This window comes from Eilatimonas milleporae (assembly GCF_003688555.1).
GTDB classification, from domain to species: Bacteria; Pseudomonadota; Alphaproteobacteria; order Sphingomonadales; family Kordiimonadaceae; genus Eilatimonas; species Eilatimonas milleporae.
In genome coordinates this window covers 445,562-469,746 of sequence record NZ_REFR01000009.1, presented here as the reverse complement: position 1 = coordinate 469,746, position 24,185 = coordinate 445,562, and the positions used below count along the sequence as shown (strand labels likewise).

The window sequence follows — 24,185 nt, the reverse complement described above, 5'->3', positions numbered from 1 at the left end:
CGGGCCTATTCCGCCGCGCTCGACATGCCGGGCTTCGTGACATAGGGCTCCAGCAACAGTTCGACGCTGACACCCTCGCGCGCGTGGTCGGCGCCGATGCGGCGGTCCAGTTCTTCGTGCCAGTGATAAATGCGGCGTTCCTGATAGGACAGGGGGATGCCCCGGAAGCCGTCCGATTCCACCGACGCCTGGATTTGCGGGGCGAACTGGGTGTCTTCTTCCAGGATGCGTTCAAAATTGTCGAGACGGGCTTTCCAGATATCGGGCAGGGGGCCGTCCCCCCAGTCCGGGGAAAACCAGATGCATTCCAGCGTCATGCTGTTGACCGATTTCGGCCAGAAAATGATGAAAGGCATGCCGGTCGGCGACGGCGGGCACACGATGTTGGGATAGATGTTGTAGGAAACATTGCTGTCCCGCGCGATCTCGCCCACCGTGTCGATTTCCGGCAGGCCGGCGACGCCGGGGTCTTTCCATTCGGGCCGGCGGTTCGGGGTGACCATGCGCGAATGCCCCTTGGCCCACAGTTCGATCGTCGTGCCCATATGGTCAAGAAAACGGTCGACCGTTTTTTGGTGGATCGATTTCAGGTGATAGGTTTCGAGAAACGCGTCCAGCAGCACTTTCACATTGCAGGGAATTTCATATTCCGCCTTGTGCGCCAGCCTGATCTTGTCGGGCTGGAATTCGGCCATCTCGTCCGCGACCGGGCCGAGATAATCCATCAGCGGTTCGGCCTCGGGATCGCAATTGACGAAGACCCAGTTGCCGAAGCTTTCGCAGCTGACCTGTATGAGATTGTGGCAGCTTCTGTCGAAATCGGGGAAGTCGCGTTCATCCCTGAGACCGACGAGGTCCCCGTCCAGGCTGTAGGTCCAGGCGTGATAGCCGCACACAAACCGGTTGAGTTTGCCGCTGTCCTCCTTGACCAGCGGTGCGCCCCTGTGGCGGCAGGTGTTGTAGAAAGCGCGGATCGTGTCATCCTTGCCGCGCACGATCACGATGGGCGAGCCAAGCTTGCGCCACAGGATGAAGCTGCCCCTGTCCGGCAGTTCGCTGGCATGGCAGGCATAGACCCAGGACCGTTTCCACATGCGGTCCATTTCAAGCGTGTTGAAGTCTTCGTCCACATACCGGGCGCTCGGGATCGGTGGAAAGGCGGGAAAGCCGGGTGGTGGACCGTCGCGATCCTTTTCATAGGCCATGCCCGATTTGATTCTTGCGATGGTTTGCGAGTCCACGGTCAGGCCTCCGTCGGATAGGGGTTGCATTGCTTCCTTCAAGCCTAGCATGACTTTTCCGGCAAAAAAAGAAAAACAGACATGTCTGTTTTTTTAATAATGTGGAGATTGATACGACCCAAGGAAGGGGCTTGTAAGGGACGCGTGAATGACGCTGTCCGGTCACACCGTGCCGTCGCACCGCCATATGACGCCCTGAAATGACGTCCCGAGATGACGCCACCGGATGACACCGTCAGATCACACCGTCGTCCCGCAGTGCCGCGCGGGCGGCCGCATCGATGCCCAGGGCTTCCAGAACGGTGTCCGTATCCGCGCCGAGGGCCGGCGGCGGTGTCTCCACACCCGCGTCCAGTGCGGAAAACCGGATGGGGATGTCCGCCACGGGCGCGCTGGCGGTGTGACCCGGAACCGCCATGGCCCGGAAGGCATGCAAGGCATGGGCAAGCGGATTGTCCAGCGCCTGCTGCTGGGTCAGAACCGGGCCCGAGGGCACGCCGGCGGCGTCCAGCGCGTCCAGCGCATCCGCCATGGTGCGGCCCGCGCACCAGTCGGCCATGATGCCGCACAGAAAGTCGCGGGCGTCCCCGCGCGCCTGGTCCCCCTTGAACCGGGGGTCTTCGATCAGGTCGGGCCGCCCGACAAGTTTGGCCCAGCGTGCAAAAAGGCCGTCTCCCACCGTGTGGACGAGAATGTGGCCGTCCGTGGTTCTGAACACATCGGAAGGGGCGGAGGTCTGAACCCTGTTGCCGGTGCCCGGACGGTTGCGCCCGGTGACCGCCTGTTCGGCCAGATGGGCATTCATGGCGGCCAGCGCACTGCCGAGCAGTGTGGTTTCCACCCACTGGCCCCTGCCGGTGCGCGTACGGTCCATCAGGGCGGCCAGGGTACCGATGGTGGAAAAAAGCGCGGTGGAAAAATCCACATACGGGGCGCCGGCCTTGGCCGGGGCATCGGGTGTGCCGGTCAGATACATGGCGCCGGACATGGCCTGTCCGATCCCGTCGAAACCGCCCTTGTCCCGGCCCGGACCACGGCTGCCGAAGGCCGACTGGGTGACCAGTACCGCCCCCGGCGCCGCCGCCGAAAAGCTGTCCCAGTCCAGCCCCAGTTTTTCCAGGGCCGCCGGCGGCAGATTGGCCACAACCACGTCGCAGGTGGCGGCAAGCCGTCTGAGAATCTCGCGCCCCTTGTCCTGGCTGAGGTTCAGGGTGACCGATTTTTTGCCGCAGCCGGTCTGCATGAAAAGACCGCCGGTCCCCGGTGTGCCGCCCGTATCCTCGAACAGGGGGGCGATATAGCGGTCCTCGCCGCCCGTGCGGCGTTCGACCCGGATGACGTCCGCCCCCAAATATCCCAACAGCGTGGCGCAATACGGCCCCGCCACATAGCGGCCGATATCCAGAATCCGCAAGCCTGCCAGCAGTTTGTCCACACGCGTCCCCTTGGCTGTGTCGTCCTTTATCCCTGAATACGCCAACGCCACCTTAAAAACAATCATGACTGTTTTTTTATTGGCAGGTTTTGAGGGACTGGCTACACTTGCGCCCCATAACCACCCAAGGACCGTGACATATGGATTTCAGACTGACCGACGAGCAGCGCCAACTGCAGGAGACCGCCCGGACCTTCGCCCGGCGGGAGTTGCCCGAGGCCGCCGCCGTGTGTGAGAAAACCGCGACCCCGCCGAGCCACGATCTTGTCAAACGATATGCCGAGATGGGGTTTCTGGGGGTCAATATTCCGGAGGCGTATGGCGGGCTCGGCCTCGGCAATCTGGAAGCGCTGCTGATCGTCGAGGAATTCGCCAAGATTTCGTCGGCGATGGCGTTTCCGGTGTTTGAATCCTGTGTCGGGCCGGTGCGCGCGATTGAGCATTTCGGCAGTGATACGCTGAAACGCCGGGTCATCCCGGCGGTGTGCCGGGGGGAGGCGGTGGTGGCGATCGCCATGTCCGAGCCCGATGCGGGCTCGGCCCTGACCGATTTGAGGACCCGTGCGGTGTCCAAGGACGGCAAGGTCACGATCAACGGTATGAAGCGCTGGTGTTCGGGCGGCGGCCACGCGGAAGGGTATCTTGTCTATTGCCGTCTGTCCGATGATCCGGGCGCGCGCGGCATTGGCGCCGTCTATGTGGAAAAGGACACGCCCGGTATGACCTTCGGCCCGCAGGAAAGCCTGATGGGGTTTCGCGGTGTACCGTCGTGCGACATCTTTTTCGACGATGCCGTGGTGCCGGAGGACAATATCGTCGTGCCCGCCGGCGGGTTTAAAAAACTGATGGAAGCGTTCGACCTGGAACGCTGCGGCAATGCGACGATGGCGCTGGGACAGGCATCGGGCGCGCTGGAGGACATCGTTGCCTATGTGCAGGACCGCAAACAGTTCGGCAAACCGATTGTCGAATTTCAGGCGGTGCAGCTGCGCCTTGCCGAGATGCAGATGCGCGTCGAGGCGGCGCGGCTTCTTATCCACCGTGTGGCCTGCAACACGGAATACGGATTGCCGAGCATTCTCGATTCCTCGGTCGCCAAATGCTACGCCAATGAAATCGCGCGGGAGGTCACCGGGTCGGCCCTGCAACTGATGGGCGCTTACGGTTATTCGGCCGAATTTGCCATGGAACGGCGCATGCGGGACGCATGGGGCTGGGGAATCGCGGGCGGCGCCATCGATATTCAGAAGGTCAACATCGCGTCCGCCATGGTCGGCCGCCGGTTCGACCAGCGGCGTTGAGGAGAGGCCGGTGTCCGGGGTCTTTCACAAAATCTGCGCCGAAGACGACATCGCGGAAAACGGCGACAGGGCCGTTACCCTGGAGGGGACGGACATTCTGATCTGCCGGACCCGCGAGGGGGTTTTCGCGGTTGAGAACAAGTGCACGCATCAGCTTCAGAAACTGGAAGGCGGGAAGATCAGGGGCTGTTTCATTTTCTGCCCCCTGCACGGCCAGCGTTTCAACCTGAAGGACGGCAGCCCGATCGGCAAGCTGACCGACGTGCCGCTGAAGACATTCCCCGTGAAGTGCGAAGAGGGGGCCGTGTGGGTCAGTCCTGAGCCGCGCGGCGGACAAGATTGACGCTGCGGCAGGAGAAGACCTCTTGATCATGCTGATTGAGCAACCGGTAAAGATAGACGGCGACCCCGCGCGTCGCATCCCCCCCGGACGGACGCAGGTCGAGGATTTCGGATGCCGCGCGGATGGTGTCGCCGGCCTTCAGCGCGGTCGGCCAGCGCGCGTCCTCCCAGGCGACACCGCAGATGAAACCCACATCGCCGTTGATGGTGTGGTCAAGCTGTCGCCACAGGGCGGCGGTGTAGATGCCGCTGGCGATCACCTCGCCAAACACGGACTCTCGCGCCCGCTCCGCGTCCGCATGAAACCACTGGGGATCGTATGTGCGGGCAAAGGCCAGCATCGCGTCCCGCGCGACGGTCATGGGTTTGGAACAGGCGGTTTCGCCGACGGTCAGGTCTTCAAACTGTCGCATGCATCCTCCGGCATGGGGTGGTCTGGAACCGCGCGGGCGCCAGCATATGACGGGACACAGCCATGACAAAGCCCATAATCCGCTCCCATCTGATCGCGGGCGGTCAGTATCACGATATCGATTATGCGCGCGCCGACCTGTTGCGGCGCCTGGGCGCATCCCCGCATGTGCGGACGACCGTTTCGCACAGTTACGCCGACCTGACGCCGCTGGACACGGCCCGGTTGCTGGTGACGTATACCTGCAATGTCGTGCCTCACGCGGATGCGGTGGCAAGGCTGCGCGCTTTTGTGGAGGGCGGCGGGCGCTGGTTGGCGCTGCACGGGACCAATTCCATCCTGGCGCAAAATGAACGCGGGCGCTGGTACGCGCCCGAGGACGATACGGGCTTCATGGACCTGATCGGCAGCCAGTTCGCCGCCCATCCGCCCATCGCGCCTTACCGGGTGTCGGTGCGGGCCCCGGATGATCCGCTGGTCGCGGGGCTGGGCGATTTCGATGTCGAAGGCGGGGACGAGCTTTATTACATGCGTCTGTTCGGTGAGGCCGAGGTCCTTCTGGACGCGGCGGCCACCGGCCCCGCGCGCGGCTTTGTCGAGCGGGACTGGCCCCATGACGGCCGCCACCCGGTGCTGTACCGCAAAAAGGTCGGTGCGGGCGAAATCGTCTATTTCACCCTGGGACACCGGCGCGGCCACTATGACATGGAGCCGCTGCTGTCCTATTACGACACGGTGGAGAAGGGCGCCTGGGAGATCGCGCCCTTCAACCTGATCCTCGACCGCTGTATCGCCTGGGGACTGGCGGACGGCTGATGAGCCGGGCCAGTCTGCCTGCCTGCTGACGGATCAGGGAGTGCCGTTTCCAACGGCCACGGCCGTCTCAGATGTTTTGGGGGGCTCGGACGTCCCGAAGACCATCAGCAGGTTGCCGGGCATATGGAAATACAGCCCGTATCCCGAATTGACCACAAGCAGGCCGTCCATGATCGCCGCGCCGGGTCCGCTCATGGAGCCGCCGCGCGCCACCGCGCCGGTCACGGTGTCGTGGGGCGCGGTGGTGTCGTATGACCAGATGACGGCGCCCGTGTCCGCGTCATACGCCCGCAGGCGCCCGTCCAGATGGCCGGCGATCACCGCGCCGGGAATGGCGGTCGCCGCCGCCGAGATGCCGGGATCGCAGTGCGGGCGCCCGTCGCAGACATCGTCCGCGATGGCGCGCCACAAGATGGTGCCCGTCGCCGCGTCGACCGCGTGAATGCCGGCGCCATACTGGCGTGCGTCATAGACACGGGCGTCGTGCGTGTCCTTCATGTCGACAATGGGGACGAAAATCCGGCTGCCGATGCGTGCCATGCCGAAATGCACGCCGCCCTGCGTGCCGCCATGGCCGAGCCGCTGCCGCCACAGCTTGGCGCCCGTATCGATATCGATGCCGTAAACCACCCCCGATTTCTGCCCGACGACGATAATATCCCGGCCGTCGTCAAGGGGCACCAGAAGCGGCGCGGCCGACAGGTCCAGATCCGGCCCCTCCTCCACCGGGCAGTTGGCGTTGCCCAGCATGCAGCCCACATTCCAAGCGTCGCCGGCTGTCAGTTGCGTGTGCCACAGTTTGCGCCCCGTCGCCGCGTCGACGGCGAAGACGGCATCCGAATTGCCGTCGGCGGGGGAGGAGTAATTTTCACCGGACCCGAAATAGACGCGGTCCCGCGCCGGGTCGTATGTGGGCGCGCTCCACACCGGTGCGCCGGACGGGCCGAGGATGGTGGTGCCGGCGCTGGTCGTGCCCTGGGGCGAGGGCGGTGCATCGATGGTGTGGGTTTTCCACAAGACATCGCCCGTTTCCGGGTCAAGCGCGACCAGGGCACCCCTGAAACTGCAACAGGGATAATCCGGGTCCGCGGCCGATGTGACCTCAAGCGAGGAGACGGGCACGTACAGCCGCCCGCCGCCCAGGGTCGGCGTGCCGGTGATGGTGGCATTGGGATGGTCGTCCACCCCCGTTCGCCAGATCAGCGCGCCGGTCTTCGCGTCCAGCGCGTAGACCCTGCCGAGAAAGTCGCCGAAATACAGCCGCGCCGTTTCCGGGTCGGCGACAATGCCCGTCCGGACCTCGCCGGTGGCGCGGAAGGTCCATTTGCTGCACCCGGTTTCCGTGTCGAAGGCATAGACGCGCCCGTCCTGGCTGCCGACAAAAATACTGTTCCACCCGATGGCCGGCTGGGAGCGGGCGCGGACCGCCGCCGGAAAGGCGAAGGCCCATTTCAGCGTCAGTCCGGGGATGTCGGCGCCGTTCAGTCCGGCCACATCACCGGGGATGAAGCGCGCTGTGTCATGCCCCCAGCCGACACGGGCCGGCGGCCGTCCGTCAAAACCGGCCCGCGACGCAGGGCAGGCGGGCGGTGGTGGTGGCGGGGTATAATCGGCCAGTGATGTCCGCGTCAGATATTCCGCGATCTGCTGCTGTTCCAGGGCGCCGAGATGGGCGGCCTGCTGCTGCATGATGCCCTCGCGCATGGAGCCCAGGATCGCGTCCGGCGCGGTCATTTCCAGCCACACCTTGGCTGGGGCCTTGGGCACGCGGCCATTGTGGCAGAAGGCGCAATTGTCCTCGAACAACGCCCTGCCGGGGTGGGTTTCCGGATCGATCGCGGCGCCGCCGCGCGCGACAAATTCATCGGTCGAGCGGACGCGTGTGTCTTCCGGCGTGGTGTGCGTGTCTTGCTCGCACGCGCTGAGCAGTCCCGCCGCGACGGCGAGACCGAACAGTCCCTGATATGCCCTGTGCATTCATCCCTCCCAAAATGCAGGGGTCATTTTAGCGGGTCCGGCATGATTTGCCAGAGCGCGTCGTGCCGTGGCTCATGCTTTCCTTATCGTCATATTGGCCTGGCTCGGTGAGAGAGGCGTCTATAGGGGCTTTATGGAGTGCTCGCTGACTGACTAGTCAATCGGTCCAACCGTCCGGGTGCCTGTAAATGGGTGCTGGACGGTTGGGACAGGACAGGATCAGGTTGTAGCCGATGTCAATCATGGGGCGGTCCTTTGCAGCCCTGCCAAGCGCCGGGGTGGACATATGGTCCCTGTCAGTCGGACTTTCGCCTTAGCGATCAAGGATTTCGGTCGGGGTGTTGGGCTGCCAGCCGGTTCTGTCCAGAAGGGGGCGGTCGTCATCCCGTTCCGGCCAGCCGAGACAGAGGTAGGCCGTCAACCGCCAGTGGCCGGGAACGTCCAGCGCGGTCGCGGCCGCGACGGGGTCCAGAATGGAGACCCAGCCGACACCGACATTGAGGGCGCGCGCGGCAAGCCAGATGGTGTGGACGGCCATGGCTGTTGAATACTGCACGGTTTCGGGCATGGTCTGCCGGCCGAGGCCGCGCCCCTCGACCGGGTCGGGGACGGTAAAAACGGCCAGATGTTCGGGGGCGTCGCGCAGACCCGCCAGTTTCAGCCGGAGATAGTCGGCGCGCGTTTCCGGTTCATATTCTTGTGCCGCCGCCCTGTTGGCCCGTTCGAACAGGGACGCGACAGCGGCGCGGCGGTCCGTGTCGCGTACACGGACAATGCGCCATGGCCGGGCATTGCCGACGGACGGCGCCATGTCGACCGTCGACAGGATGCGGGCCAGAATGTCGGGCGGCAGCGGCTCTGTCAGGAAATGGCGGGTATCCCTGCGCCAGCGCATCACCTGGGTGACGACGGTAAAGTCGTCTTCTGTAAATTTCATACCGGACAATCCGCACAAGCCCCTGATCCCCCGTTTTCTAGGCGAGGGGAGAAGAGCCGTCAAACGGTCTGCCGACCGGGTCCGTCCGCCTGTCCCTGTTCCTGCCTTTGTTTCTGTTTTTGGTCTTGGGCCGGCATGGCAAATCTGAGGCGCAGGGCGATGACGACAAGGACGGTTCCGATCAGGGCGCAGCCGGCAAAGGGCAGCAGCGGGTCCACGCCGTAGAGGCCGCCGCCCATCAGGGCGGCCAGGGTATAGCCGCAGGTATGGGCAACGCCGAGAGCGCCGGCGGCGGCGCCGCGCTGGTCCGGTGAGACCGCCAGACTGCATGCGGCGGTGTAGGTGGGGATGAGAAGGGCGACGGCGGTCCCCATGCCAATGAAGCCGGCGGCGAAAACCGCCATGGTCTGCCCCGTCGCCAATATGAGGGCGGCGGCGGTCAGAAGCCCGGCGCCGACGGTCAGCAGGGAGGGGCGCGGCGCCTTCAGGCGCCGCATCACGCCCAACTGGACGGCCAGCATGGCCAGGGCCGCCGCCGTCATCAAAATGCCGAGCCAACTGGACGCGGCGTGGCTGGCCAGCCCGAAGCGCGTTTCCAGAACCAGACCGGCGGCAAACTGCACCTGTCCGAAAGCGGCGTGGAGCAGAAATCCGAACAGGACCGGGCCGGCGATGCGGCGGTCAGTCAGTTTCAGGCGCGGGGCCACCGGCCCGTTTTCCCGCGCGGACCGCCGGTCAGGGGCACTGTTCAGCAACAGAAGCGGCGGTATCGCCAGCAGCACCAGGGCCACCAGCGGCCCCAGCATATGGATGGCGGCGGCCGCCGCCGCGATCATCGGTCCGATGATCCGTCCAAGGCTGAGTCCGGCGCTGAGCGTGGCCACCGCCTTCAACCGGCCGGCCGGATCCGTCAGATCGGCAATCCAGGCCTGGGCCGTGGGATACAGGCCGGATACGGTCAGTCCGTAGACGATGCGCGAGGCCAGAATGCCGGCGAAAGCCACGGGCGCGGCGATATGGTCCCAAAGGGCCGCGCCCGTGCTGGCCAGAAGAAGCAGACTGCTGACGCCATGGCCAAGAATGGCGATTCGTGCGACCGGTGCCCGGCCCCGCCTGTCGCTTTGCCGGCCCCAATACGGCGCGCCGACCAGAAACAATGCGGTGCCGATGGCCACGGCGGTGCCAAGGGCGGCGGGACCCAGCCCGGTCATATCGACCAAGACAGGGATGGACACAAAGACAATCGCCTGACCAAGGCCAAGGCAGCCGGCGATGGCCACCACGGCGGATATGCCGGTTTTCGCGTTCTGCGGACAGTCGTTTTCAGTTGTCACGGTGTTGATTCCTTATCCAAATCTTGCCCCGGCAATTTTCCCCGGGGCCCTTTTCCCTGCATTTTCGGGCGGTTGTACAGGCGCCGCCTTTCTTTACCCTAAGTGTCATAAATTTGCGATTGAAAATGAAATTCATTCTTGATAACTCTCGCAAAAGACGCAATAAGTTGCGTTTATAGACCCTTAATCAATTTAAGAGAGAAGATTATGTCAGTGCCGTTGCCCGTTTCTGAAAAGATATCTTCCCTGTCACAGGCGGAGGCGGCAGCGGCTGCCACCGGCAGGCTTGCGGCGCTGCCGCGCATTCTGGGCGAGGATGTATCGGCCACGGCCTTTCTCAATGCCCTGCTGCGCGAGTGGGCGGGGTGGCGGCATGTGCCGGATGCTGGGCAGGACGGCGCGGTGGAGGATGGCCACGGTGACGGCATGATCGTGCTGCCGCTTGACCGGGCGCGGCAGAGCGTTCTTGTGCCGCTGCGCCATTTCTCGATCAGCGGCCGTCACAGTTTCCGGTTTCCCCTTTTGGTCCGGGACGACGCTTGGGCGCGGCCAAAACCGATCGCCTTTGCCGAACTGGTGCGCCTGGTTCTGACCGAGCCCTCGATTGCGGGTGAAACATCCCCGGCTGACAGCCGCTGTTTCCGCGACCGGGTGGCAACCAGCACCGCCAATATCGTCCGGGCCATCGAGGTGCGCGAGGGCAGGGACGAGGGCAGTGCCACACCGGATGGAGAAACGGACTTTATCAGGGCGGAACAGGCTCTTCTGGGGCATCCGGTCCATCCGGCACCGCGCAGCTGTGACGAGTTCAGCGACGCGGACATGCGCCTTTATGCCCCCGAATACGATGCCGCCTTTTCGCTGCACTGGTTTGCCGTTCACCGCGATGCGGTTCTGAGCGCGACGGTGGGATCGACGGCTGACGCGATCACCCGGCATCTGGCCGGCGATGACCCCCGTCTGGGGGCCGGTTTTCCGGACCGTGTGCTGCCGTCACCGGATTTCATGCTGATGCCGATGCATCCCTGGCAGGCGTCGACGCTGGCGGATGGACCCGTGCTGGCCGACCTGAGGGACAGTGGTGCCGTGATCGATCTGGGGCCGGGCGGTAGCGAGTATCGCCCGACCTCATCCACCCGCACGGTCTGGGCTGGTCATGCACGGCACATGATCAAATTTTCGCTGAGTGTGCGGGTGACCAATTCCGAACGGGTTCTACAGCCGGTGGACGCGGACCGGGGCAAATTCGTCGCCCGCTTTCTGGCCAGTGCACCGGGACAGGCCCTGGTGGCGGAGTGCCCCAGCCTGCGCATCATGGCGGAGCCGGCGCATCTGATGCTGAAAGACGGGAGCGGCGCGCCCTTCTGGCCGTCGGCGATGATTTTCCGTGACAATCCATTCCGTGGTGCCGCCGGTGGGCGCGCCTTTGCCATGGGGACATTGTGTCAGGAAGGGTATGACGGACGCGACAGTCTGATCGCCCGCCTGATCCGCGGCATTGCCGGGCGGCGCACCCTGGACGAGGGTGAGGCCGCGCTGTTGTGGTTCGACCGGTTTCTCGACATCGCCGTCAAACCGTGCCTGATCGCCCAGGCCAATTACGGCCTGTTGTTCAGTGCCCATCAGCAGAACACGGTGATGGAAGTGGACGACGACGGACTGCCGCGCATTTTTCATTTTCGGGACTGTCAGGGGACGGCCTTTTCCGAGGCGGTGGCCGTGCCCATGGAGGATCTGGTGCGGGGCGAGGCCACGCCGCCGCTGGTCATGCCGGACGACCTGACGCACCGGCTGTTCGCCTATTATTTCGTCGTCAACAATATCTTCAATGTGATCAGCGCGATCGGCATCGCCGGTCTGGCGGATGAACGTATCCTGCATGGCCGCCTGCGCCGGTTCTTGACCGATGTGCGCCGGTCCACTCTTAAGGATACCGGATTTGCCGACTATCTTTTGGCGTCGCCGACACTGGCGTGCAAGGGCAATTTTCACACATTTCTCGGCGGTATCGATGAAACAGCGGCGGCCGGCAGCATTCTGGCCGCCTATGTCGATATCGACAATCCCATCGCACACATCAAAGAAGGATGAACGGACCATCATGCCGGACAGTAGCCGCATACCGCATCAGGCGGACCACCCCATACGCCCGCCACAACCAAGGGGTCAGGTCTATTCACGGGCGGACGCGATCGTGGGACAGACCTTTTCCATGCGCGTCATCGACCCGGTGGCGGACCTGGACCTGTTTCACGGCTGGATGAACCAGCCACGGGTGGATATACACTGGGACCTGGCGGGCAGCCGGGAAGACCACGCCGATTATCTCCGCCGCCAGGCGGAGGACCCGCACATATACGGTCTGATCAGTGCCTTTGACGGCGAAGACACCGGATATTTCGAGGCCTATTGGGCGAAAGAGGACAGGCTGGGCCCTTATTATGATGCCGAGGATTACGATCGCGGCTGGCACGGCCTGATCGGCAATCCGAAGATGCTGGGGCGCCACCGTACCCTGTGCGCCTTCCGCAGTATCAGTCATTATCTGTTTCTGGATGAACCGCGCACCCGGCGCATTGTGGGCGAGCCGAACGCCGCCCATCCGCACATGATCCGGTACGGCGAGATGGTCGGTTACCGCAAGGTCAAGGAGTTCGATTTTCCCCATAAGCGGGCGGCCCTGCTGATTTGCGAACGTGAGGAGTTTTTTCGTCATGCCGGGTTCTGAGGTGGCTGTTGCCGTGCAGGACGCGGCGCCCGTCGGCCTGTCCGCCAACGAGGCCGATGCATGGGACGCGGTCAACCGCGCGCTTGTCGCCAAGACAATCAGCGAACTGTCCTATGAAGAGGCCTTCGCGCCGACGGAGACCGGTCCCGGCGAACATGGCGGGGCGGTGTTTGAACTGGTACTGAAAAGCGGCGTCCGCTATCGCTTTCAGGCTTGGCGACGTATCTGGACACAGCTGGATATCGATGCCGGGACGCTGTGCCGTGTCGATGCCGGCGGCCTGCACACACCCCTGAGCGCGGCGCAGTTTTTTCTCGACGCGGCGGCCGAGACGGAGATGACCCCGGCGACGCTCGCCACCTATCTGCGGGAGCTGTACAGCACCTGCGCCGCCGACATGCGGATCGCAGCCGTCCGCCAGGGCCTTTCGGTGGGCGATTTTCTGGACATGGCACCGGGGTCCTTGCAGAGCATGCTGTCCGGTCATCCCAAGGCGCCGGCCAGCAAGGGCCGGATCGGCTGGGGGGTTGATGATTTCGAGATGTATGCCCCCGAACACGGTACTGTCTGGCCACTGACATGGCTTGCCGTCAGCCGGGATCACTGCCGGTTCAGTCTGAAGGCGGGCATGGATATGTCCGATCTGGTCGACGCCTCGCTCGACACGGGCGAGCGGTCGCGGCTTGAGGCCCTGATGCGGGCACGGGGTCTTGATCCGGCGTCCTATCTGCCGGTGCCGGTGCATCCCTGGCAGTGGCAAAACCATCTGCGGACCGCTTACGGCGATGAGATCGCGGCGGGGCGTATTGTCTGGCTTGGCCCGTTCGGCGACCGGTACAGACCGCAGATATCGCTGCGTACCATGACGAATGAGGACCGGCCCGGACGGCTGGATGTCAAGCTGGCGCTGACGATCCTCAACACGTCGGCCTATCGCGGGATACCGGGCAAATATATTGCCATCGGGCCGCGCCTGTCGGCTTGGCTGAGCGGCCTGTGCCGGCGCGATCCCGTCCTGTCGTCGCGCAATGTCCAGGTGCTGGAGGAGGTGGCCGGCGCCTTTTATCCGCACCCGGCCTATGACCGTATCGACGGGGCCCCCTATCAGTTTCAGGAACTGCTGGGCGTGATTTGGCGTGAAAATGTCTTTGACGACCTCGGCGCCGGCGAGACGGCGATGCTGATGGCCACACTGATGGAGGAGGACGACACCGGCCGTCCTTTCATCAGTGAGATCATCGCCCGTTCGGGACTGGAGCCTGACGCGTGGCTGGAACGCCTGTTCGAGGCGGTGCTGGTGCCGCTGTACCATCTGATGTGCCGTTATGGCATCGGCACCATCGCGCACGGTCAGAACATCACGCTGGTTCTGCGGGACTGGGTGCCGTCCCGCCTGGCCCTGAAGGATTTTCAGGGGGATTTCGCCCTGGTGGACATGCCCCTGCGGGAATGGGACGATCTGGACGCGGACATTCTGGCGGCCCTGCCGCGCAAGCCGGCGCTGCATATTCTGCACGATCTGCTGACGGCGCATTTCGTCACGGTTCTGCGCTTCATATCCGCCGGACTGGCACGGCGCGACGGATATGACGAACAGCGTTTCTACCGCATTTGCGCCACCGTGCTGGCCAGATACAGGGCGTCCCACCCTGACCTGCGTGAGCGGTTCGCCCTGTTCGATATCCTGGCGCCGACAGTCAAGCGGGTGTGTATCAACCGCGCCCGCTTCCGCATCGGATACGGCGATTCCCCCGAGCGTCCCTTGCCGATTGTCGGGACGGACCTGGCCAACCCCCTGCATCTTTGCGGTGCTGACAGCGCCGCGCACCCTTCATCAACGGAGTCATAAACACATGAACGATTTTCCCCATACCGTGGCAGGGATCGGTGTCGGCCCCGCCAATCTCAGCCTGGCGGCGCTGATGGCGCCGCTTGACGATGCGCAGACGGTGTTTTTCGAACAGAAGCCGGCATTTTCCTGGCATCCGGGTCTGCTGTTCGAGACGGCTGCCCTACAGACATCCTTTTTGAAGGACCTTGTCACCGCAGCCGATCCGACCAGCCCTTATTCCTTCGTGTCCTTCCTGGTGGCGAAGAAGCGGTTTTACCGGTTTCTGTCCGCCAATTTCGGCAGTGTGCTGCGCAGCGAATTCGCCGAGTATATGGGCTGGGTCGCCGAGCGTATCGACGCGCTGCGCTTCGGTGCGTCCGTGCGGGACGTAACTTACGGCGACGGCATGTTCCTTCTGCGGCATGACAAGGGTGCCGTCAGGGCCAGACATCTGGCGGTGGGCAGCGGCAGCCGCCCCCGCATGCCCGAGTGGGTGCGTGCGGATGAAAAGGCCGCCTGTATCCATTCCAGCCGGTTTCTGTTGAGCGACACGGATCTGGCCGGCAAACGTGTGGCCGTTGTCGGCGGCGGGCAAAGCGGCGCCGAGATTTTCGAACATCTGATCACCAAGGGGGACGGCATGCCGTCCCATATCGCCTGGATTTCACGGCGGCCGAATTTTCTGCCCCTTGATGAAAGCGCCTTTACCAATGAATGGTTCACACCCGGTTATGTGGCCGCGTTTCAGGAGGTGTCGGAGCAGCGCAAGCAGCGGCTGCTGGCGCATCAGAAACTGGCCAGCGACGGTATTTCCGACAGCACGCTGACCGGCATTTACCGCCGTCTTTACGATCTGCACTATCTTCAGGGGCGTCCCGATGTCGCAGCGCTGATGCCGGGCCGCGAAGTGGTCGACATGCGTCATGAGGCCGGCGGGGCGCGGCTGACGCTGCGCAATGATTTTTCCGGCGCCGTCGAGAGTGTGCCGGCGGATGTGGTGATCCTGGCCACGGGCTATGAATGGTATCTGCCGGACTGTCTGGACCCGTTGACGGACCGTATTGACGTGGACGGTGACGGCCGGCTGCGACTTGATGCGCGCTACCGTGTGTCATGGTCGGGCCCCGGTGAAAACCGGATCTACGCCCAGAATGCGGCGCGGCACAGCCACGGCGTCGCCGATGCCCAATTGAGCCTGCTGGCCTGGCGCAGCGCCGTCATCGTCAACGATATCATGGGCCGTGCTGTCTATGACGTCGGCGGTGAAATCGACCCCATTCAGTGGACACCGGGCCTTTCCGAGACGGCGGTTCCAGCTGCCGTGTAGACGGAAGAGGCCGACGTTGCGGGCGGTTCGGCCGTGCCGCCCGCAATCGATACCATCCCACCCGGTCCGCTGCATTGCCGGTTACGGCGCAAAGATATTTGTATCGCAGTCCAGCGGCGGTTCGCGTCCCTGAATGCGGCTGGCGATAATGCGGGCGGCCGCAGGGCCGCCGGTAAAGCCCATCCATGGGACATAGCAGATATGGAACCCATGCAGGCCGGGGACCTCGCCGATGATCGGCCGCCAGTCCCGCGTGCCGTTCACATGGGCCGCCCAGGTGCGGACGATGTTGACGGGTGCGAGGCCGGGTACAACCTCGAGCGCGGCGGCCAGATTGCGGGCCAGCGACGCCGGATCGGCCACGGGCCTGCCCATGGCGTCCAGCCGCGCGGGCCAGCCGCCGCCGATCAGAATGGTCCCGGCGGCGCTTTGTTTCATGGTCAGGGCCTTGCGGCTGTAATACAGCAGATGCCGGATCAACGGTGCCACCGGTTCGCTGACACTGACCTGTATGGGCATGGAGAAAATGTCGAGCGGTACGTCCAGCATGGCTGCGACATCGCGGCACCGGTCGCCGGCGGCATTGACCACATGGCAGGCGGTCATGCGCCCGTGCGTTGTTTCCAGCACATAGCCGCCCGCATTTTGCTCCAACGACAGGACGGCGGTGCGGCGGCGGATTTTCGCGCCCAGTTTTTCCGCCTGACGGGCAAAGGCGGGGGCGGCGATCAGGGGGTTGGCCTTGCCCTCCAGCGGACAGAAGGCGCCGCCTTCCAGCGTGTGCGACAGATACGGTGCCATATCCCTGAGGGCCGTCCGGTCGAGAAGATCGATGGGAATGCCGGCGGCGCGTTCAATGTCCGCCTTTCTTTCCATCCAGCGCATGTCAGCGGCGTCGGCGGCGACCAGAAGGCCGCCTGTCGTCGCGACCTCCATATCCGTGCCGCCGTCCGCGCGGAAGGTGCGGGCGCAGTCATGCCACAGGTCGATCGACCGGGCATAGAGGCGCAGCGTCGGTGCGAAGGCACGGCACCAGTCCTCGCCATATTCATTGAAAACATCGGCGGGAATTTGCGCATGCAGGCTGCCCGCGTTGGAGCCCGACGCCAAGGTGTTCAGATCGCCCTGTTCCAGAAGCGTGACGTTCACGCCGTCGGCGGCGAGAAAGTAGGCCGTGGCGCACCCTGAAAGCCCGCCACCGATGATAATCACGTCCGGCATATCATTTTGTCTCATAGTTTGGATTGATTACCAATTTTTGGGCGCTATGCTAACACATGTTCGCAGAGCGTTTATTTTGATTCCAACGCTTCTGCAATAAAGGTCGATATATCGCTCTCGGGGAGGCCCGTGGCAAAATAGGAGTGAACGGGGGATATGTCCAAAGAATTCCGGGGAAGCTACACGGTAGCGATAACGCCATTTACCGAGGACGGTTCGGCCATATGCGTGCCGTCACTGCGGCGGTTCATCGACTGGCAGGTTGACAGCGGTGTGCCGGGGATCATCGTGCTTGGGACGACGGGTGAGTTTCTGACCCTGACCGAGGAAGAACGCGAACAGGTGGTCGCGGAAACCGTATCGCATGTAAACGGACGGATGGATGTGCTGGTCGGGACCATGGATGCCCATACCCCGCGTGCCGTCCGGTTCAGCCGTCAGGCGGAACGCTTGGGTGCGCAAGGGGTGATGGTGATCCCGCCTTATTACTACACGCCGACGAACGACGAGATTTTCAATTATTACAAGGCGATCGCCGAATCCATCTCGATCCCCATCATGTTGTACAACAATCCGTTCACATCCAATGTGGACATGTCTGCGGCCATGGTGGCACGGCTGACAAAGGCGTTCGACAATGTCCGCTACATCAAGGAAGCCAGCATGGATGTCGGGCGCGTCTACGATATTGTCGAGGCGACGGACGGCGTGATGAATGTGTTCGCCGGCGAGCGCCCGGTGGAAAGCCACCTTCTCGGGGCGGTCGGCTATGTCAATCCATACGGCAACTATCTGCCCTGGCATACCACGCGGATGTGGGACTATCTGGTGGAAGGCCACCGTGACCGTGCCGAGGAGATCCAGCGGCTTCTGGTCAAGATCGATCATATTATCGCGGAAGGGCATCCGACATATGGACACCAGTGCTATTCGAAAGCCCTGTCCGCCGCGGCCGGATATCCGGTGGGCGACGTCCGCCCGCCACTGATGCGGTTTGACGATCTGGGCCAGGAAGGTATCGATCGGCGCACCAAGGTGGTTGCCCTGATGAAACAAATGGACGATCTGCTGAACAGTTATGAATAAAGGCGGAAACAATGGCGCAATCGACTGAGGCCGGTGCGGCGGAAACCCTGAGCCGGTCCGGCGTAACACGGGACGCGGATCCGGAAAGCGTAGGCCGGGACACCGACGGCACCAAAGCGGTGCCGCCGCTGTTTCAGCCTTTTGCCGTGCGGTCCGTGACATTCAAGAACCGTATCGTCGTGACGCCCATGTGCCAGTACTGTGCCGATGAGGGGCATATCACTCCCTGGCATATGGCGCATCATGGTCGTTTCGCCCTGGGCGGTGTCGGCGGTGCCGTGGTGGAGGCCACCGGCATCACCAGGGACGGCCGTATCACACCGGGGTGTCTGGGAATCTGGCAGGACAGCCATATCGAGGGCCTCAAGGCCGTCACGAGGCTGTACCACGATCAGGGAACCCCGGTCGGTATTCAGATCGGTCATGCCGGGCGCAAGGGCAGCGCCGCCGTACCGCTTGAAGGCGCGCGCCCGCTGGTCGAGACCGTGCCCGATCAGGCCTGGCAGACGGTGGCCCCCAGCGCCATTCCGCTGACGGCAGACTGGCCGACACCGCGCGCGCTGGAGTCTGCGGAAATCGAGGCTTTATTGGCCGAGTTCGGCCATGCCGCAGCGCGGGCCGTGGCGGCCGGTTTCGACTTCATCGAAGTGCACGGCGCCCATGGCTATCTGATCCACAGCTTTTTCTCGCCCCTGTCCAACCATCGCAGCGATGCCTGGGGGGGCGATCTGGCGGGCCGCATGCGCTTTGCCGTGGAAGCGGTGAAAGCGGTGCGCCGCGTGGTGCCGTCGGATATGCCGGTGTTTTACCGGACATCCGCAGTGGACAGCGAGGACGGCAGCGTCACCATTGAGGACACCGTCGCCCTGGCAAAGGCCCTGAAAGCGCAAGGGGTCGATGTGCTGGACTGTTCGGCGGGCGGTATCACGGGGGCGTCCGGGCGTGCGAAGGCACCGCCGGCACCGGGATACCTGGTGCCCTATGCCCATACGGTGCGGGCGGACGCGGACATGCCGACCATGGCGGTCGGTCTGATCCTGGAGCCGGAACAGGCGCAGCGGGTTGTCACGGACGGCAGTGCCGATCTGGTGGCCCTGGGACGCGAACTGATCGCCAATCCCAATTTCGCCTATCATGCCGCCATTGCGCTCGGACATCCGGCGCCCCATACGGTCCTGCCGGAATCATACGCGTTTTTCCTGTCGCGCCGTCATATCGGCAAAAAGACGGGCTGACCGCACATCCAAAGCGCAGCAAGTGCAAAGGGGCCCCGGCGATGCCATGCCGGGGCCCCTTTTGTGTGTTCACGGCTGCCTCTGGCGAGAGGCTCCGTGTGTCAGCGCATGGCCGCGATCTGGTCATCCTTGCCGGTCATTTCCCAGCGTATCAGCGATATGGGGATGACGCCGGCCCCGATGAAGCGGTCGTGAAACGTCTTCAGCTCGAAAGCGCGGCCTTCCGCCGCCGCGACCTCGGCCATCAGGGCTTCAAGCTGCACTTTTCCCATATAATAACCGATGCCGTAGCCGGGCTGGCGCAGATACAGTTCCAGATCGAACCGGGCAATGGCATCATCGGGGCCCATCCAGTAAGGCGTGCGACTGGTCAGGGAGTGAAGGGCCTCGGCATATGTCCAGCCATTGGCGTGCAGCATCAGTTCCGGCAGGACGCGGGCGGCGCGCTTGGCCTGAAGAATATAGTTGATTTCACGGGTCTTGGGCCGGTCGTCCAGAAAGCCGAGCTGCTGGATCATTTCTTCCAGATAATAGGCCCAGCCTTCGGCCCGGGTGCCGCTGATGAAGAAAAGAAGGGGTGTGCCGCGAATGGGACGGTCATCCCGCTGGATGAACAGTGCATCATACAGGTGTCCGGGAACATTGTGCGCACGCAAGGGGCGTGGGTCGCGGTCTTCGGCCTCCCGGAAGAAATGGCGCCGGATCGGGGCTTCGAACGGGCCGGGTTTCGCCGGGTCGCGGTCGGCCGGCAGGATGTAAGGCCCTTCATTCTTCACAGGCACCAGATAGTCCGGCACCGTCATGATGCCGTCTTCCGCCAGAAAACGCAGGAGGTCGGCATCCGCCTCTTCGCGGCGGCGCTCAAACTCGGCAAGCGAGTCCGCCGGCGCGGTCATCGGGATGTCGCGGTGGCGGTGTTCTTCAAGTTTCAGGAACACCATGGCCCGTTCATATTCACGCTGGCCGATGATGCGCATGTCTTCCCAGGAATAGGGAAACAGCAGAACATGCTTCAGATACCAGTCGTATTGCTCGCGCCCGATACCGCCATGGGCGGGCAGTTCGCTTTCAATCCCGGTCAGCCAGTCCATGAAGGCGGCGGCGGCATCCCGCGCGGCTTCGGCAGCGGGAACCAGCGCGGGGTGGTGGGCTGCCAATGCACCGGCAAGACGGTCATAAACATTGCGCTCAATCCGTTTCTGTTCGATCGCCAGCCGGGCAAGGTCACCGCGTGGGTCCGTGAGATTTTCACGCGCATGGACGAGAATGGCGGGGACTGCGCGCAGCTTTGCAGCGAAAGCGGGCAGATCTTCCGGCGCCAGTGGCAGGGACGGGATGGCCATGGCCCCATGCATTTTCGGCCCGAACCCCAGATTGGTCGTGCTGTAGAAAGCCGGATCCCGCGCCCAGGGGCGGATCACGCGGTGCTGGAAATCAAGGCCGCGCATTTCCGCGAGAACAAGCATGTAATCGACACGCCGGGGGATGGGCCAGCGGCTGTCGTCAATCGCCTGCAGCCTGTCCATGAAACCGCCGAGCGCGGCATGCTGTTTCGCCATGGCATCGGCGCTGTAGTCCGGCACGCCGTCTTTGACCGTCGGCGGTGCGAAGGCCCTGAAGTCCTTGAAAAGGGTGACGAGCGTGTCATAGCCGGGTGGCGCGGACGCGCCCGATACCGGTGCGGTCAAAAAGGCCAGGATCATGAAGGCCTGGCCAAGGCCTTTGCAGAAACGACGATGCATGGCACATTTCCCCCTGAATTTTTGTGCGATCAGCGTACATACGTTCGTATATAATCACACAAGCAGGCCGGTGCCGCAAGGCGGACATAACGTCCTGTCACAGATGCCGCTGGGGGCTGTGCGGGGTGCTGCCGGATCAGTGCCGCAAAATGGTCCCGACATAGTCGCGTGTCCGCTGTTTTTGCGGATTGTCGAATATCTGTTCAGGCGGCCCTTCTTCGACGATCTGGCCGTCATCCATCATGACGACACGGGTCGAGACCTCTTTCACGAAGGCCATTTCATGACTGACGATGATCATGGTGATGCCTTCGCGCGTCAGGCTGCGGATGGTGTCCAGTACCTCGTTGACGCGTTCGGGGTCGAGGGCCGATGTGACCTCGTCCAGCAGAAGAATTTCGGGGTTCAGGGCGAGCGCGCGGGCGATGGCGACCCGCTGCTGCTGGCCGCCGGACAACTGATCGGGATAGGCGTCTTCCTTTTCCGCCATGCCGACCTTGGTCAGAAGGGCGCGGGCCTGGGTGTGGACCTCATCCTTGTCGCGTTTGCGGATCTTGACGGGGGCAATGGTGACGTTGCGCAGGACGGTCATGTTCTGGAATAGGTTATACTGCTGAAACACGATTGACATGCGGTCGCGCAGTGCGCGGACGGATTTGCGGTTGGCGTAATTGACCGTCTCGCCGGCGATCCGGACGTCGCCGCCGGTGGGGGGCGTCAGGCCGATCAGCACGCGCAGCAGGGTGCTTTTGCCGGAGCCGGAAGGGCCGATCAGGCTGACCACTTCGCCCTTGTCGGCGGACAGGGTGACGCCTTTCAGGATCTGCTGCGAGCCGTATGCGCTGGACAGGTCACGAATGTCGAGATGGTGCAAGGCGTTTCTCCAGATAGGCCCCCAGCCGGCTTAAGGGGTAAGACATGGCAAAATACAGAATGAGCACCGCCCCATAGCCGAGGAAGGGCGAAAACCCGCGATTGACCAGGATTTTCCCGGCGAAGGTCAGTTCGATGACCCCCAGTTGGGAGGCAAGCGACGTGTCCTTGATGAACATGACGATGAAGGCCGCCGCCGGCGGCAGAATGACCCGCCAGGCTTGTGGCAGGACCACCAGGAACAGACTTTGCGCCGCCGTGAAATTCAGAGCCGCCGCCCCTTCGGTCTGCTGGCGGGGGACGGATTCAAGTCCGGCCCGTACGATTTCCGACAGGAATGCTGTGGACAGAAGACACACCGCGACCGTGGCAATGGCGAGCAGCGAGGCATCCGGTGCCAACGGCTGTATGACATAGAGAACAATGAACAGGATGACCAGAAACGGTATGCGGCGGAAGGTTTCCACATAGGCGACGGCCAGCATACGCAGCGGTGCCAGCACCCTTGCGCGCGATTGTCGCAGCACCGCGATGGCCAGACCGGCCGTGAAACCGATGCCGCAGCCGATCAGGGTCATGGTCAGGGTGCGCCCGGCCGCTTCCAGAAAGAAAACCAGATTATGCCATGTGGCGAACATCGGGATCTGTGACAGGATATAGTCAAGCATCAGAGAACCTTAGCCTTGACGCGGAAGACCCAGCGCCCGACAGCGGCCAGCGACAGGCTGGCAATGACCGTCAGCACCACATAGATGCCCGCGACGACGATAAAGGTTTCAATCGTGCGCAGATTGGATGTGCTGATATTGATGGCACGCCCCGTCAGTTCCTCCACCCCGAACAGGGCGGCAAGCGAGCTGCCCAGCACCAGCCAGACGAAAAAATTGGAAAGCGGGGCATAGATGGTCCGGGTGATGTGGGGCAGCATGACGTATGTCAGCACTTGCAGGCGCGACATGCCGAGCACACTGGCGGCCTCCATTTCGGCGCGGCGCACCGACTCCACGCCGCCGCGCAGGATTTCCGTCAGATAGGCACCGGAATTGAGAACCAAACCGATCAAAACGGCGGTCATGGGGTCGAGCACCACACCGGCATCCGGCAGGGCATAATACAGGAAGAAAATCTGTACGAGCGCGGGCGTGTTGGTGAAGAAAACCACATAGGCCGACACGGCCTTCGCGGTGGCCGGACGTCCGTACACCTTGGCGACGGCACCGAGGATACCGATCAGCGCCCCGCCCCAGAAGGCCGCGAAGGCGATCTGAAGCGTCACCGCCGCCCCGCCCAGAAGATAGGGCAGGGCCTCGATCACCTCACCGAACTGGAATGTGTAAGTCATCCTGTGAAACGCTCCGGGACTACGGACGGGCGGCTGCCGGCATATGCTGTGGCATCAAAATCCGGCCTGGGAGTCCGGTCTGGCGGCTGGAGTCTAGAAAAACGGATCGGGGTCAATGGGTATCACCATCGGCGCGCCGTACCATTTCTGCCATATCTCGTTGACCGTGCCGGATTTATGCATGTCGAAGAGAAGCACGTTCAGGTAATCGCGCAGGGACCGGCTGTCACGGGCAACGCCGATGCCGCACCAGGCGACAAAGATGGGATCGTCAAGGACGCGCCATTTCACATTGCGGTAGAATTTGGTGAAGTTCATGAAAAAATCGATGTTTTCAACCAGTGCATCGGCCCGGCCCTGCGCCAGCGCCCGCACCGTATCCGCATTGCCGTCCACCAGCAGGACTTTTGCTTTCGGCAGGCGTTCCTTCAGGATATCGACGGACAGGTTGCCCCGCATATTGACCAGGGTGATATCCTCGTTGTTGAGATCCGCCCAGCTGGCGGCGTCGACTTTTTCCGTTGTCAGAACCCCCATGGCCTCGGTGTGGAGGGGCACGGTGAAATCGATCAATTTGGCCCGGTCGGGCGTACGGGTCAGAGCGCCGAGGGCGATATCGATCCGACCTGACGTCAGAAAGGCAACGCGCTGGGCCGCTTCCGTGGGGACGAATTGCACTTTCACGCCGAGCGCTGCGGCGATCCGGTTGCCGATGTCCACGTCGAACCCTTCAAGCTGATTGGTCATGCCATATGCGCTCATGGGCGGGAAGTTGGGGTTGACGCCAACCTTCAGCGTGCCGTCCTTGAGAATGGTATCCAGCGGCCGCGCGGCCGCGTCCCCGGTGATGGCAAGCACCATGGCGGCCGTTACGGACAGCACCGTCAGCAGGGATGAGAACCGGCTGCAAAGCACGCTTTTCCCATGCCGTGCGGCAAACCGGATTTGTTGAAACATGCCCATGTGTTCCTGTCCTCCCGTCCTGGAAATCATTACACCGTTTCT

21 protein-coding genes are annotated in these 24,185 nt (G+C 63.2%); 9 read left to right on the top strand and 12 right to left on the bottom strand.

The window, feature by feature from the left end:
• Positions 1-5: 5 nt before the first annotated feature.
• The gene (locus BXY39_RS02870) at positions 6-1,241 is read right to left on the bottom strand and encodes an aromatic ring-hydroxylating oxygenase subunit alpha (RefSeq protein WP_121937709.1); all 1,236 of its coding nucleotides are present in this window, start codon (positions 1,239-1,241) and stop codon (positions 6-8) included.
• A 235-nt stretch (positions 1,242-1,476) separates the two neighbouring features.
• Entirely contained in the window at positions 1,477-2,676 is a 1,200-nt protein-coding gene (locus tag BXY39_RS02865) for a CaiB/BaiF CoA transferase family protein (protein ID WP_121937708.1), read from the bottom strand.
• 140 nt (positions 2,677-2,816) lie between these two features.
• Here BXY39_RS02865 and BXY39_RS02860 point away from each other — a divergent pair, with 140 nt between their 5' ends.
• Together BXY39_RS02860 and BXY39_RS02855 are read left to right on the top strand one after the other, a co-directional pair.
• Positions 2,817-3,977, top strand: a complete 1,161-nt coding sequence (locus BXY39_RS02860) for an acyl-CoA dehydrogenase family protein (RefSeq protein WP_121937312.1) — start codon at positions 2,817-2,819, stop codon at positions 3,975-3,977.
• Positions 3,978-3,987: 10 nt separating this feature from the next.
• On the top strand, positions 3,988-4,320 hold the full coding sequence (locus BXY39_RS02855; protein WP_211332044.1) for a Rieske (2Fe-2S) protein: 333 nt from the start codon (positions 3,988-3,990) through the stop codon (positions 4,318-4,320).
• Here BXY39_RS02855 and BXY39_RS02850 read toward each other — a convergent pair.
• The gene (locus BXY39_RS02850) at positions 4,289-4,732 is read right to left on the bottom strand and encodes a MaoC/PaaZ C-terminal domain-containing protein (protein ID WP_121937311.1); all 444 of its coding nucleotides are present in this window, start codon (positions 4,730-4,732) and stop codon (positions 4,289-4,291) included. The two genes, BXY39_RS02855 and BXY39_RS02850, sit on opposite strands and share 32 nt — an antisense overlap.
• A gap of 62 nt (positions 4,733-4,794) precedes the next feature.
• On the opposite strand from BXY39_RS02850, the gene BXY39_RS02845 reads away from it, so the two are divergent.
• A complete protein-coding gene (locus tag BXY39_RS02845) occupies positions 4,795-5,547 on the top strand; it encodes a ThuA domain-containing protein (RefSeq protein WP_121937310.1) in 753 nt (250 codons plus the stop codon).
• A gap of 33 nt (positions 5,548-5,580) precedes the next feature.
• Here BXY39_RS02845 and BXY39_RS02840 read toward each other — a convergent pair whose 3' ends face one another.
• The 3 genes from BXY39_RS02840 to BXY39_RS02830 all read right to left on the bottom strand — a co-directional run bounded on the left by BXY39_RS02840 (position 5,581) and on the right by BXY39_RS02830 (position 9,795).
• Entirely contained in the window at positions 5,581-7,524 is a 1,944-nt protein-coding gene (locus BXY39_RS02840) for an outer membrane protein assembly factor BamB family protein (RefSeq protein WP_121937309.1), read from the bottom strand.
• A 313-nt stretch (positions 7,525-7,837) separates the two neighbouring features.
• Positions 7,838-8,461, bottom strand: coding sequence for a 5,6-dimethylbenzimidazole synthase (gene bluB, locus BXY39_RS02835; RefSeq protein ID WP_121937308.1), 624 nt, complete (start codon positions 8,459-8,461; stop codon positions 7,838-7,840).
• 59 nt (positions 8,462-8,520) lie between these two features.
• The gene (locus BXY39_RS02830; protein WP_170163579.1) at positions 8,521-9,795 is read right to left on the bottom strand and encodes an MFS transporter; all 1,275 of its coding nucleotides are present in this window, start codon (positions 9,793-9,795) and stop codon (positions 8,521-8,523) included.
• Between the two features lie 207 nt (positions 9,796-10,002).
• Between BXY39_RS02830 and BXY39_RS02825 the strand changes: the two genes are divergently transcribed.
• From BXY39_RS02825 to BXY39_RS02810, 4 genes are read left to right on the top strand one after another with little or no spacing between them, the layout of a single operon-like run.
• Positions 10,003-11,886 carry an IucA/IucC family protein gene (locus BXY39_RS02825; protein WP_121937306.1) on the top strand — a complete coding sequence of 628 codons (1,884 nt, stop codon included), beginning with the start codon at positions 10,003-10,005 and terminating at the stop codon, positions 11,884-11,886.
• Positions 11,887-11,896: 10 nt separating this feature from the next.
• Positions 11,897-12,523 carry a GNAT family N-acetyltransferase gene (locus BXY39_RS02820; protein ID WP_170163523.1) on the top strand — a complete coding sequence of 209 codons (627 nt, stop codon included), beginning with the start codon at positions 11,897-11,899 and terminating at the stop codon, positions 12,521-12,523.
• Positions 12,510-14,372: an IucA/IucC family protein gene (locus tag BXY39_RS02815; protein ID WP_121937304.1), complete on the top strand. Its 1,863-nt coding sequence runs from the start codon at positions 12,510-12,512 to the stop codon at positions 14,370-14,372. Before BXY39_RS02820 ends, BXY39_RS02815 begins: the two co-directional genes overlap by 14 nt.
• A gap of 4 nt (positions 14,373-14,376) precedes the next feature.
• Positions 14,377-15,681 carry a lysine N(6)-hydroxylase/L-ornithine N(5)-oxygenase family protein gene (locus BXY39_RS02810; protein WP_121937303.1) on the top strand — a complete coding sequence of 435 codons (1,305 nt, stop codon included), beginning with the start codon at positions 14,377-14,379 and terminating at the stop codon, positions 15,679-15,681.
• Positions 15,682-15,762: 81 nt separating this feature from the next.
• Here BXY39_RS02810 and BXY39_RS02805 read toward each other — a convergent pair whose 3' ends face one another.
• Entirely contained in the window at positions 15,763-16,902 is a 1,140-nt protein-coding gene (locus tag BXY39_RS02805; RefSeq protein WP_170163578.1) for an NAD(P)/FAD-dependent oxidoreductase, read from the bottom strand.
• A gap of 156 nt (positions 16,903-17,058) precedes the next feature.
• Here BXY39_RS02805 and BXY39_RS02800 point away from each other — a divergent pair, with 156 nt between their 5' ends.
• Together BXY39_RS02800 and BXY39_RS02795 are read left to right on the top strand one after the other, a co-directional pair.
• Positions 17,059-17,988, top strand: a complete 930-nt coding sequence (locus BXY39_RS02800; RefSeq protein WP_121937301.1) for a dihydrodipicolinate synthase family protein — start codon at positions 17,059-17,061, stop codon at positions 17,986-17,988.
• An 11-nt stretch (positions 17,989-17,999) separates the two neighbouring features.
• Positions 18,000-19,223, top strand: a complete 1,224-nt coding sequence (locus BXY39_RS02795) for an NADH:flavin oxidoreductase/NADH oxidase (protein WP_121937300.1) — start codon at positions 18,000-18,002, stop codon at positions 19,221-19,223.
• A gap of 101 nt (positions 19,224-19,324) precedes the next feature.
• On the opposite strand, the gene BXY39_RS02790 is transcribed toward BXY39_RS02795, so the two are convergent.
• From BXY39_RS02790 to BXY39_RS02770, 5 genes are all read right to left on the bottom strand, one after another.
• On the bottom strand, positions 19,325-20,965 hold the full coding sequence (locus tag BXY39_RS02790) for a DUF885 family protein (RefSeq protein WP_121937299.1): 1,641 nt from the start codon (positions 20,963-20,965) through the stop codon (positions 19,325-19,327).
• Positions 20,966-21,101: 136 nt separating this feature from the next.
• Entirely contained in the window at positions 21,102-21,839 is a 738-nt protein-coding gene (locus tag BXY39_RS02785) for an amino acid ABC transporter ATP-binding protein (protein WP_121937298.1), read from the bottom strand.
• Positions 21,817-22,506 carry an amino acid ABC transporter permease gene (locus BXY39_RS02780; protein WP_121937297.1) on the bottom strand — a complete coding sequence of 230 codons (690 nt, stop codon included), beginning with the start codon at positions 22,504-22,506 and terminating at the stop codon, positions 21,817-21,819. Before BXY39_RS02780 ends, BXY39_RS02785 begins: the two co-directional genes overlap by 23 nt.
• On the bottom strand, positions 22,506-23,180 hold the full coding sequence (locus BXY39_RS02775) for an amino acid ABC transporter permease (protein ID WP_121937296.1): 675 nt from the start codon (positions 23,178-23,180) through the stop codon (positions 22,506-22,508). Before BXY39_RS02775 ends, BXY39_RS02780 begins: the two co-directional genes overlap by 1 nt.
• A 93-nt stretch (positions 23,181-23,273) precedes the next feature.
• Complete coding sequence (locus BXY39_RS02770) at positions 23,274-24,137, bottom strand: transporter substrate-binding domain-containing protein (protein ID WP_170163577.1); 864 nt, start codon at positions 24,135-24,137, stop codon at positions 23,274-23,276.
• Positions 24,138-24,185 lie beyond the last annotated feature (48 nt).